This window comes from Pasteurella testudinis DSM 23072 (assembly GCF_900176075.1).
GTDB classification, from domain to species: Bacteria; Pseudomonadota; Gammaproteobacteria; order Enterobacterales; family Pasteurellaceae; genus Chelonobacter; species Chelonobacter testudinis.
On record NZ_FWWV01000002.1, the window covers coordinates 97007 to 109618 of the forward strand.

At 49.1% G+C, this 12612-nt stretch carries 8 protein-coding genes; 4 read left to right on the forward strand and 4 right to left on the reverse strand.

The features are described 5' to 3' along the window. Positions 1–146 precede the first annotated feature (146 nt). The 4 genes from ilvA to ilvG all read right to left on the reverse strand — a co-directional run bounded on the left by ilvA (position 147) and on the right by ilvG (position 5568). Positions 147–1679, reverse strand: coding sequence for a threonine ammonia-lyase, biosynthetic (gene ilvA, locus B8880_RS02005; RefSeq protein WP_084255911.1), 1533 nt, complete (start codon positions 1677–1679; stop codon positions 147–149). Between the two features lie 12 nt (positions 1680–1691). Continuing rightward, a complete protein-coding gene (gene ilvD / locus B8880_RS02010; protein ID WP_084255745.1) occupies positions 1692–3533 on the reverse strand; it encodes a dihydroxy-acid dehydratase in 1842 nt (613 codons plus the stop codon). 89 nt (positions 3534–3622) lie between these two features. Then, positions 3623–3850, reverse strand: a complete 228-nt coding sequence (gene ilvM, locus B8880_RS02015) for an acetolactate synthase 2 small subunit (protein ID WP_084255746.1) — start codon at positions 3848–3850, stop codon at positions 3623–3625. Positions 3851–3912: 62 nt separating this feature from the next. Beyond that, the gene (gene ilvG / locus B8880_RS02020; protein WP_084255747.1) at positions 3913–5568 is read right to left on the reverse strand and encodes an acetolactate synthase 2 catalytic subunit; all 1656 of its coding nucleotides are present in this window, start codon (positions 5566–5568) and stop codon (positions 3913–3915) included. Positions 5569–5952: 384 nt separating this feature from the next. On the opposite strand from ilvG, the gene dld reads away from it, so the two are divergent. From dld to B8880_RS02040, 4 genes are all read left to right on the forward strand, one after another. Next, on the forward strand, positions 5953–7656 hold the full coding sequence (gene dld / locus B8880_RS02025) for a D-lactate dehydrogenase (RefSeq protein WP_084255748.1): 1704 nt from the start codon (positions 5953–5955) through the stop codon (positions 7654–7656). Positions 7657–7859: 203 nt separating this feature from the next. Further along, positions 7860–9173, forward strand: a complete 1314-nt coding sequence (gene rlmD, locus B8880_RS02030; protein ID WP_084255749.1) for a 23S rRNA (uracil(1939)-C(5))-methyltransferase RlmD — start codon at positions 7860–7862, stop codon at positions 9171–9173. A 16-nt stretch (positions 9174–9189) separates the two neighbouring features. Beyond that, entirely contained in the window at positions 9190–11412 is a 2223-nt protein-coding gene (gene relA, locus B8880_RS02035) for a GTP diphosphokinase (protein ID WP_084255750.1), read from the forward strand. A 39-nt stretch (positions 11413–11451) separates the two neighbouring features. Then, positions 11452–12612 carry a PAAR domain-containing protein gene (locus B8880_RS02040; RefSeq protein ID WP_084255751.1) on the forward strand — a complete coding sequence of 387 codons (1161 nt, stop codon included), beginning with the start codon at positions 11452–11454 and terminating at the stop codon, positions 12610–12612.

Here is a 12612-nt window from a genome sequence, read left to right on the forward strand (position 1 = left end):
GAATAAAAACCGCATTTATAATAATTTATTGGAATAAATAAATCAAATTTTAATCATAAAAAGGAATAAACAGAGATAATGACAGACATTAAAAGCATAAAAAAACCTGCTTAATTCAGCAGGTTCGTTTTGTGGTGGCACTAATCCTATTTAAGAAAATACTGATACGAATCCGAATCGGTAATATCCTGATAGGCATAGCCCAGCTCTTGCAAATGGTGGTTAAACACCTGTTCGGTGGCTTCGCTCAGTTGGAAAGCGCATAGAATATCGCCGTAGTCCGCGCCGTGGTTGCGATAGTGGAACAGTGAAATATTCCATTGCGTACCCAACGTTTGCAGAAATTTGACCAACGCACCTTTTTGTTCGGGGAACACAAAACTGTAAAGCCGCTCTGGCTGCGAGCTGGTACTGTGGCCGCCGATCATATAACGGATATGGGTTTTCGCCACCTCATCGTCGGACAGATCTTTTACGTCATAGCCGTTAACCCGCAGTTGGCTGATAATCTCTTGTTTCTCCGCTTCGCCGCCACTGATTCGCACCCCGACAAAAATACAGGCTTGCTTATTGTCGGCATAACGGTAGTTGAATTCGGTAACCGCCCGATCGCCCAACAGATGGCAGAATTTGAGGAAACTGCCTTTTTGTTCCGGAATCGTCACCGCCAACAACGCCTCATGTTTTTCACCGATTTCACAACGTTCGGAGACATAGCGCAAGCTGTGGAAATTCAAGTTAGCGCCGGACAAAATATTCACCAGCGTTTCGCCTTGAATATTATGCAATTTGGCGTATTTTTTCAGACCGGCAAGCGACAGTGCCCCTGACGGCTCGGAAATGGCACGCACATTTTCAAAAATATCTTTCACCGCAGCACAGATTTCATCGCTGTCAACGGTGATCACTTCGTCTAAATACTGCTGGCAGACGCGGAAAGTTTCATCGCCGATACGCTTCACCGCCACCCCGTCGGCAAATAACCCGACCCGATCCAGATCGACCGGCTCACCGGCTGCCAAAGCGGCTTGCAAACAGGCGGAATCTTTCGATTCCACCCCGATCACTTTCACGTTCGGCATTAATTGTTTGATCAACACCGCCACACCGGCGACTAAACCGCCGCCGCCGACCGGCACAAAAATGCGATCGATGTGTTGCGATTGTTGAATCAATTCCATTGCCAACGAACCTTGTCCGGCAATCACCGACGGGTGATCGAACGGCGGAATAAAGGTCATGTTTTTGCTGCGCGACAGCTCAATCGCTTTGGCTTTGGCTTCGTCAAAATTTGCGCCGTGCAACAGCACTTCGCCGCCGAAGCCACGCACCGCATCGACTTTAATCGACGGTGTATTTTGCGGCATCACGATCAGTGCCTTTAAGCCCAATTTTTGTGCCGATAACGCCACCCCTTGCGCGTGGTTGCCTGCCGAGGCGGCAATCACGCCGGCGGCTTTTTGTTCGTTGCTCAAACCGGCGATCATGGCGTAAGCACCGCGAATTTTAAAGCTGTTCACCGGCTGGCGATCTTCGCGCTTAATATAAATATTATTGCCAAACCGTTGCGATAATTTTTCCATTTTCTGCAACGGCGTGACTTCGACCACATCATAAATATTCGAGGTTAGCACCGCGCGCAGGTATTCATTGCCGTTCGGTTGTGCGGAAATAGTCATCATTTCACTCACTTAGTCTTGCAATTTGCTACGATCACGCACTGCGCCTTTGTCGGCACTGGTCGCCAACATCGCATAGGCTTTCAGCGCAAGCGACACTTGGCGTTGGCGGTTTTTCGGTTTCCAGCCCAGTTTCTCTTGTTCTGCACGGCGCGCGCTCAATACGCTGTCGTCCACCAACAGTTCGATTTTACGCTCGGGAATATCAATCGAGATCAAATCACCGTCCTGCACCAAACCGATTGTGCCGCCGTTCGCCGCTTCCGGCGAAACGTGACCGATTGATAAGCCTGACGTGCCGCCGGAAAAACGACCGTCGGTCAGCAACGCACAGGCTTTACCCAAGCCCATGGATTTGAGGTAACTGGTCGGATAGAGCATTTCTTGCATGCCCGGTCCGCCTTTCGGCCCTTCGTAGCGGATCACCACCACATCACCGGCGACGATTTTGCCGCCTAAAATTGCCGCCACCGCATCATCTTGGCTTTCAAACACTTTCGCCTTGCCTTGGAATTTCAAGATCGATTCATCGACACCGGCAGTTTTAACGATACAGCCGTTTTCTGCCAAATTACCGGATAACATCGCCAAACCGCCGTCTTGGCTGTAAGCATTGGCTTTATTGCGGATACAACCGGAAGTGCGGTCATCGTCCAGCGTATCCCAACGGCAATCTTGCGAAAACGCTTGGGTTGTGCGGATTCCGGCAGGGCCGGCGCGGAAGAATGACCGCACTTTTTCATCATCGGTACGGATAATGTCGTAGCGATCTAACTGCTCTGACATGGAATAGCCTAACACGGTACGGGTTTGGTTATTGAGTAAACCGGCACGATCCAATTCGCCCAAAATCCCCATTACGCCGCCGGCGCGATGTACGTCTTCCATATGGTATTTATTGGTGTTCGGCGCAACTTTGCTCAAACACGGCACCACGCGCGACAGGCGGTCAATGTCGTCCATATTGAAATCCACTTCCGCTTCCTGCGCCGCTGCCAGTAAATGCAGTACGGTGTTGGTCGAGCCACCCATGGCAATATCAAGGCTCATGGCGTTGTCAAATGCCGCTTTGGTGGCAATTGAACGTGGTAAGACGCTGTCGTCGTCTTGTTCGTAATAGCGCTTGCACAATTCTAAAATTTGCGTTCCGGCTTGCAAGAATAGCTGTTTACGATCGGCATGGGTTGCCAAACAAGAACCGTTACCCGGCAGGCTCAAGCCCAAGGCTTCGGTCAAGCAGTTCATCGAGTTGGCGGTGAACATACCGGAACACGAACCGCAGGTCGGACAAGCGGAACGTTCTATCGCTTCGCTGTCGGCATCGCTGACATTCGGATCGGCACTTTGAATCATGGCATCGACCAAATCCAGTTTAATCAACTGGTTAGACAGTTTGGTTTTGCCCGCTTCCATCGGACCGCCAGAGACGAAAATCACCGGAATATTCAGGCGCAATGCCGCCATTAACATGCCCGGGGTGATTTTGTCACAGTTGGAAATACACACCATCGCATCGGCGCAATGGGCATTCACCATATATTCAACCGAATCCGCGATCAGCTCGCGCGACGGCAACGAATACAGCATGCCGCCGTGCCCCATCGCAATGCCGTCATCGACCGCAATGGTGTTGAACTCTTTGGCAATGCCGCCATGCGCTTCGATTTCACGCGCCACCAGTTGCCCCATATCTTTCAAATGCACATGCCCCGGCACAAACTGGGTAAAGGAGTTGACCACCGCAATAATCGGTTTGCCGAAGTCCTGATCTTTCACGCCGGTCGCTCGCCACAACGCACGCGCCCCTGCCATATTGCGACCTTGGGTGCTGGTCGCCGAACGTAATTTAGGCATACTGTTTTCCTCTGTTTAATCACTCAATTCTGTATTATTGTAGGGACGGATTAGCTATCCGCCCGAACCGCACTTTTCTGTTGATAACGTTATTCTTTTACTGCCACATTTTGCACGTCAAACAGCTTGCTTAACTGATTGACCAACGCATCGATCGGGCGCTCGCTGCTGACGCTGAATGCCAAATTGATCTGCTGCCCGCTTGACGTCATCTGCAATTGGCGCAAACGGTAGCCGCGATGGCGCACCACACGCAGCACCCGTTCCAACACTTCCGGTCGCCATTGGGCTTGTAGGGTTAATTGATACTCTTTCATATTCTGTCTCTTTAATAGGTCAAACCGCACTTTGGCTCAGATTAATCATTAAACATCGAGCATTAAACGCCAATGTCTTCCAACATCGTTTCGTTGCTGGCGCCCGGCGGCACCAACGGCCAAACATTTTCATCGGAATCAATACAAACGTGCAGTAGATAAGCGCCTTCGCTATGCAGCAGGCGTTGTAAGGCATCGTGCACCTGATAACCGTGTTCGATCCGTTCACCGGCAATATCGAACGCCGCCGCCAGAGTAACGAAATCCGGATTATCGTCCAAAATCGTTTCGCTGTGGCGACCTTTGAAAAACAGCGACTGCCATTGGCGCACCATGCCTAAGCGTTGATTATCCAACAATAAAATTTTGATCGGCAAGTTGCCACGCTTAATTGAGCCCAGTTCCTGCACATTCATCATAAACGAACCGTCACCGCTGATTAAAATCACACAATCGTCCGGACGTGCTTTCTGCGCACCGACCGCTGCCGGCAAACCGAAGCCCATCGTACCGAGACCGGCAGAGGTGAGGTAATTTTCCGGCAAGTTATGCTGCATATGTTGCGCCGACCACATTTGGTGCTGCCCGACATCGGTGGTGATCACCGCACTTTGCGGCTGCATTGCCGATAAGGTTTTCAACAACGTCCACGGGTGAATGGTATCCTGATGTTCGTTCGGCGGATAGACAAACGAAAAATCGGTGATTAAGCGTTGAATATCCTGCTGCCAATCAGCGATTGAAAGTGCGGTCGCAAGTGCATCAAACGCCTGCGATAAATCGCCGCGCAACACCACGTCTGCCTTACGCAGCTTGTTAATTTCCGCCGCATCAATATCAGCATGAATCACTTTGGCGTGCGGCGCAAACGTATCCAATTTGCCGGTCACGCGATCATCAAAACGCGCACCGAACACCAGCAATAAATCGCTTTCCTGCACCGCATAGTTAGCGGCTTTGGTGCCGTGCATACCGACCATACCCATATAATACGGGGTATCGGCGGCAATCGCGCCCAAACCTTTGATGGTCGAAACCGACGGCATTTGGGTCGTTTGCAAGAAACAGCGCAAGGCAGGCACGGCATTTGCCATGCCGACACCGCCACCGATATACAGCACCGGACGTTTGGCTTGTTGTAATAAGGTTTGGGCGTGTTGCAGGTTGTCGGCTTGCTGCGCCGGGGCGTTCTCCAGCGGTAACACCATCGGTTGTGCGGAAGTCGGGGCAAATTGCACATCTTTCGGAATATCAACCAACACCGGCCCCGGCCGCCCGCTTTGCGCCACTTGGAAGGCTTGCGCTAAAATCAACGGCAATTCTTCAATATTTTGCACGATAAAACTCTGCTTGGTGCAAGCCAGTGACAAACCCAACACATCAATTTCCTGAAACGCATCGGTGCCGATAAACGGCGTTGCCACCTGTCCGGTGATCGCTACAATCGGCACCGAGTCCAGCAGGGCATCTGCCAAACCGGTAATCAGGTTAGTCGCGCCCGGCCCAGAAGTGGCGATACACACCCCGACTTTTTTACTGGCGCGGGCATAACCGATCGCCGCCATTGCCGCCCCTTGCTCATTGCGACAGAGCAGGTGATCCAGCCCCGAATCGTAAATCGCGTCATACACCGGCATAATCGCCCCACCGGGATAACCGAAAATCACCTCTACCTGATGAGCCTTCAAGCTCTCCGTGACTAATCTTGCTCCGTTCATTTCTTCCTCATTTACCGCACTTTTTATTGATAAACCGTTTCAAACCCACAAAAAAACCCTCAGCGGTTAGCGAGGGTTTACTGGTAAAGACTGGTACAGACCAATTAGCAACACCGCTCGCTGTCGGTGATAATAATAATCACCAACCCGAGAAGAGTGCTAATAATTCGGCTTACTTGCCCATTCTGCTGCATTTATTGTTCCAATCTGCTTTAACTGCTTTAAATTCATTCATCTGTCTACATAAATACCATATTTTTCCGGCGCTGCAAAACGTTTTTTTACTTTGCGGCTAAATCTGTTTTCCGCCGCTCTGAAGCTGTTTATTTTAAAATAAAGCGTATAGACTAGGACGCTATTGATCACACAATTAAGGAAAATCGCATGACGTCCTATAATCAAAAACAAAGCACCTTAATCCAGCAGTTGAAAAAAATTGTCGGTGAGCAACACCTGCTTACCGATCCGAACCGCACTTTGCCTTATCGGCAAGGCTTCCGCTTCGGCAAAGGCAAAGCACTGGCGGTCGCCATTCCAAGTTCTTTGCTGGAGCAGTGGCGCATTTTACAGGCGTGTGTCAAAGCCGATGTGATTGTGATTACTCAAGCCGCCAATACCGGTTTGACCGGCGGTTCCACCCCCGACGGCAACGATTATGATCGCGATGTGGTGATTATCAATACCATGCGCATCGATCAAATTCAGCTGATCAATAATGCCGAACAAGTGGTTTGCCTGCCGGGCAGCACGCTGTTTAAACTGGAAGCCGAATTGCTGAAACACGGGAGAGAAGCACACTCGGTTATCGGTTCGTCTTGCCTCGGCGCATCGGTGTTGGGCGGTATTTGCAATAACTCCGGTGGCGCATTGGTACAGCGCGGTCCGGCTTATACCGAAATGGCACTATTCGCCCAAATCGACAGCGACGGCAAACTGCATTTAGTCAACCATTTAGGCATTGATTTGGGCGATGACGCGGAAGAGATGCTATCACGCTTGGAGAAAAAACGTTATCGCGAATCGGATATTCAAAACGATGAACGCCGCGGACACGATCACCACTATTGCGACCATGTGCGTCAGGTCGATGCCGACAGCGCCGCCCGTTTCAACGCTGATCCGCGCCGTTTACACGAGGCTTCGGGCTGCGCCGGAAAACTCATGGTATTTGCCGTGCGTCTGGACACTTTCCCGTTAGAAAAAAATACGCAGGTTTTCTATATCGGCAGCAACGACACCGCCGAATTAGACGATATCCGCCGTCATATTTTGAGCCAATTCGAATCCCTGCCGGTATCAGGCGAATACATTCACCGTGAAGCCTTTGATGTGGCAACGATTTACGGCAAAGATACGTTTTGGGCGATTAAAAAGTTAGGCACCAATAATCTGCCGAAACTCTTCGGTTTGAAAAATAAAGTGGACAGACTGTGTAGCAAAGTGCGGTTTCTACCGCAACATATCGCCGATAAAAGTCTGCAACTGTTCAGCAAAATTCTGCCGCAGCACTTGCCGAAAAAGATGTTGGAATACCGTGATCAATATGAACACCATTTGATCTTAAAAATGGCGGGCAGCGGCATTGAAGAAGCGAAGACGTTCTTGCAGCGCTATTTTGCCGAGCACAGCGGCAATTTCTTCGTTTGCAACGCCGAAGAATCGCAAGCCGCTATGCTGCACCGCTTTGCCGTCGCCGGTGCCGCCGTGCGCTACCGGATCATCAACCATAAAGCCGTCGAAGATATTGTGGCATTGGACGTGGCACTGCGCCGCAACGATCGTAATTGGTTTGAAACGCTGCCGACGGAAATTGATCAAAAATGTATCCATAAACTCTATTACGGTCATTTTATGTGCCATGTTTTCCACCAAGACTACATCATCAAAAAAGGCACTGATCCGCATACGTTGGAAGAAGAGATGCTGACATTGCTCGATCAACGCGGTGCACAATATCCGGCGGAACATAATGTCGGGCATTTGTATCACGCCAAACCGGAACTAAAAAAATTCTACCACGATCTGGATCCGACCAACAGTTTCAATCCTGGCATCGGCAAAACTTCAAAATTGAAACACTGGCAATAATTTTCGATCTAAAGTGCGGTTGTGATATGAACCGCACTTCTCTTTTTTCTTTTTAGTACGCAAGGGAAGACTCGGTAATTCCGTCGGCATGAGGAATACTGCTCATTTATTTTGGCATAACTTATCCCAACAGACTATTTCGCTTTCCGCCGTTTCGCTTTTATAATAACGCCTAATTTGGATTAACCTGAAAACATTCCGCGATGGCACTTTTTTATACTGAACGCAAAAAAACCACCCAACCGAAAAAAATGATACTGACGATTGACCGTCTGGATTATCAAGGCTTGGGGGTTGCCCGTGCGCAGGGCAAAACCTGGTTTGTGGAAAATGCGCTGCCGCAGGAACAAGTGGAAGTGCGGGTGCTGGAGGATAAAAAACAGTACGGCCACGCCCTGACCGAGAAAATCCTGCAAGCCTCCGCGCAACGCCGGCAGCCAAAGTGCGGTTATTATGCCGACTGCGGCGGTTGTCAAATGCAGCATATTCCGTTGGCGCTGCAACAGCAGGTGAAACAACAGGCGTTACAACAACGCTTAACTCGTTTGCAGCCGGAAATTGCCTTTCAGCCGATGTTGACCGGCGACGAATGGCACTATCGCCGCCGTTTGCGCCTGAGTATTTTGTTCGATAAAAAAAGCAAAACCCTGACACTCGGTTTGCGCCGACGCCGTTCGAAAGCAATTGTTAATCTTGATCACTGCGCCGTTGCCGAACCGCACTTGAACGCGGTGTTGGCGGCATTACAAACATGGCTGCCGCAATGGCGCAGCAAAGCGCAATTGGGACATATCGAACTGGTGGCGGCAGACAACGGCGCGGCGATGTTGTTGCGCCATTTAGGCGAAATCCACGCCGACGACAAAGTGCGGTTATTGCGGTTTGCCGCCGATCATCAATTGCAACTGTTTGTTTGCGAACAAGAAAATCAAATTCAGCATTGGCACGGCGATACTCCGTATTATCAATTGGATAACCGGCAAAAACTGGCGTTTGCAGTGCGTGATTTTATTCAGGTCAACCGCACTTTAAATCAGAAAATGATCGACACCGCCCTTGACTGGCTCGATTTGCAGCCGCAAGATCGGGTGCTGGATTTATTTTGCGGAATGGGAAACTTTACCCTGCCGTTGGCCTCTAAAGTAGCAAGTGCGGTCGGGATTGAGGGCGTAGCGGAGATGGTCGCACAGGCACAAGCCAACGCCGCCGCCAATCAAGTGCAAAACGTTGAATTTTACCAAAGCGATTTAGACCGCACTTTTGCCTATCAAGCCTGGGCGACACGCCGTTTTAACAAAGTGCTGCTTGATCCGCCGCGCAGCGGGGCACTGTTTGCGCTACCGCACTTGTGCGCATTGCAAGCAGAAAAAATATTGTATGTTTCCTGCAATCCTGCCACTTTGGTGCGTGACAGTGAATATCTGTTGCAACACGGCTATAAAATTGAAAAAAGCGCGGCGATTGATATGTTTCCGCACACCGCCCATTTGGAATCGATCACCTTATTTAGCAAGTAACGAAAAAGGGAAAAAAATGGTTGCTATACGAGCCTCACATTTGCTGACACCGGCGCAATTTGTGGTTGAAGATTGGAGCGAACGCCTGCCGCTCGCTCCTGCCGTTCGTCAAACGTTAATCGAAACTTGGCATTATAACGACGCAAAATTGCAAAATCTCGAAACCAAAGAGCGGCAATATTTGCTGTATGCCGCCAGTGAAATGGTCGAGGTGTTGAGCGGGCTGAATATGGATCAAGACAGTCTGCTGGCGGCGATGTTGTTCCCGTTGGTGCGCCGCCGCGTGTTGAACTACGAACAAATCAAAGAGGATTTCGGCAACGACATTCGCAAACTGGTGAAAGGCGTGGTCGATATGGACGGCATCCGCCAACTGAGCGCCAGTCAGTCGGGCAGCCATTTGCAGGTGGATAACGTGCGCCGTATGCTGCTGGCGATGGTCGATGATTTCCGTTGTGTGGTGATCAAACTGGCGGAACGGGTGGCGTTTCTGCGTGAAGAGAATAATTTTATTTCCGAGCCGGAAAAAATACTGGCGGCGCGCGAATGCAGCAATATCTATGCTCCGCTTGCCAACCGCTTGGGGATCGGGCAGTTGAAATGGGAACTGGAAGACTACTGTTTCCGCTATCTTGATCCCGATAATTACCGCAAAATCGCGAAACTGTTGCATGAAAAACGGCGTGATCGCGAAGCTTATATCCATGATTTCGTTGCCGTCATCGAACGCGATCTGCAAGCCGAGCTGCCGGTCGCGGCGCAAGTGTACGGTCGACCGAAACATATCTACAGCATTTGGAAAAAAATGCAAAAGAAAAACCTGCCGTTCGAGCAACTGTTTGATATTCGGGCGGTGCGGATTATTGTGGATAAGCTGGAAGATTGTTATACCGCACTTGGCATTGTCCACAGCCATTTCAAACATATCGCCGCCGAATTTGACGATTACGTCGCCCACCCGAAACCGAACGGCTATCAGTCGATTCACACCGTCGTGCTCGGTGAGGGCGGCAAAGCGATTGAGGTGCAGATCCGCACCCAACAAATGCACGATAATGCCGAATTGGGCGTGGCGGCGCACTGGAAATACAAAGAAGGCAGCACCGGCGGACGGGCGGGTTACGAACAGAAAATCACTTGGTTGCGCCAAGTGTTGGCGTGGCAGCATGACCTCAGCCAGTCCGGCGATGTGATGGAAGAGACCCGCAGCAAAATTTTTGATGACCGGATTTACGTCTTCACGCCGCAAGGCGATATTGTTGATCTACCGGTCGGCTCAACCCCGCTGGATTTTGCTTACACCATTCACAGCGAAGTCGGTCACCGTTGCGTCGGCGCGAAAGTGGCGGATAAAATCGTGCCGTTCACTTACAAATTGCAAATGGGCGATAAAGTTGAAATTCTGACCCAAAAGAATCCGAATCCAAGCCGCGACTGGCTGAATCCGAACACCGGTTTTGTCACCATCAATCGGGTGCGCTCCAAAATTCAGGCATGGTTTAAACGGCAGGATCGTGAGAAAAATATTCCGCTCGGCAAAGAGCTGTTGGAAGCGGAAATGGCAAAACTGGGACTGAATTACAAGCAAATTGAAGAATATGCCCTGCCGCGCCACAACCTGAAACAGCTTGAGGATTTATATGCCGGCATCGGCAACGGCGACATTCGCCTCAACCAGCTGAGTAACTACTTACAAGGCAAATTACTGCGGCCGACGGCGGAAGAGGTCGATGAGCATATTCTGCGCCAAGTGGAAAATAAGCAACAGCATAAAGCCAGTAGCAATAAAGGGCAGATCGTCATCGAAGGGGTCGGCAACTTAATGCACCATATTGCGCGCTGCTGCCAGCCGATTCCGGGCGATCACATTTTGGGCTACATCACCCAAGGGCGCGGCATTTCGATTCACCGTGCCGATTGCGAACAGGTGCTGAACCTACAAGAAGCCTGTCCGGAACGGGTGGTGGAAGCGATTTGGGGCGAAAGTTACCACACCAAATTTAACTTGGTCATCCGCGTGGTCGCCAACGACCGCACCGGCTTGCTGCGCGACATCACCACCGTGCTTGCCAATGAAAAAGTCAGTGTGCTGCGGGTCTCCAGTAAAAGCGATGTGAAAAACATGACCGCCACCATTGATATGGAAATCGAACTGGGCAATGTCAGCATGCTGGCACGTATTCTGTCTTCACTGCTGCGGATTAACGATGTGGTTGAGGCGCGACGGTTGTCGAGTTAAATTATATTTTTGATATATAGAACAAAAGAAATAACTGAAATGGAGAATAAACCTAAAACTGGTGAAGAAATCGCTGCTGAAGCTATTCAACGGATAACGACGCGCATTAATAGTTTCCCACGATCTAAAGTTCACCTTGTTGGCAAACGGGAAAATATCGCTCCGTTCACACGAGTTGGTGATACAATCAAGCATAAAAGCCTTCTAGGAGCAACTACTGGAGCAATTGTAGGTGGCATTATTTCATCTTCGCCTTATATTCTCGCAGGCTTTCTAGGTCCATTTGGAGCCGCTGCTCGTATCGGTTTTATGCTATTTGAAGCAAGCCGATCTCTTAATACGAAAACATCGCAAACCCGTGAACCAGATTGGGCTGAAAAAGCTGCAGAAGCAACACGTAAATTCGTAGACAACTGTTTATCTGGTGAGGACGGATATATTACACAAGGTTCAAATTCAATCTTTATCAATGGTAAACCAGCTGCATTTGCTGGTTTAAATAATTCCATAAACTGCAATAACCACAGTCTTAAAGTCATCGCCTCAGGTAGTGAAACAGTGTTCCTACACAATCAATCTGCAGCACGGGAAGGTGATTGTACAAGCTGTGGTGCAAAAATTATGACCGGCTCACCCAATGTCTTCATTGGTTCAGGTAATGCTATTGTAACTGATATTGAAGAAGAGTTTTCACCTCGAGAGAAAGCTCTTCTTGTGGCTATAGAAATGTCTTCTCCTCCTTCAATATCTTCAATGAGAAAAGGATTAGGAAAGATTCAACTAGGATTAAATGATATAAAAGCAGAAGCTAAAAATTTTATTAAATCTGAGCTTTCAACTGAAAAACTAAACTTAGCAAAAATTAATGATAAGAAAAGAATGACACTAAAGAATAATTCAAAAAGAGGAAAAAAAAGAGAACATGAAGTAAAAAGGGAATTACTCAAAGAAGGATATAACATTCTAGGTAGTCAAGTATCAGTTAAAACTGAATATTCTAGAAGGGTTATAGATCATATGGTTAAAAAAGATGATATTATTTCTGCGATTGAAGTGAAAAGTGGTAATGCAAAAAGAAGCAGCCTACAAATTTTAAAAGATAATTCAATGGCTAAAACTGGAGCTAAAGTTATTGGAAAAAATGCACCAGACAACCTAAAAAATAAAGTAATAACAATAGAAACAACTGTAAGGAATTAA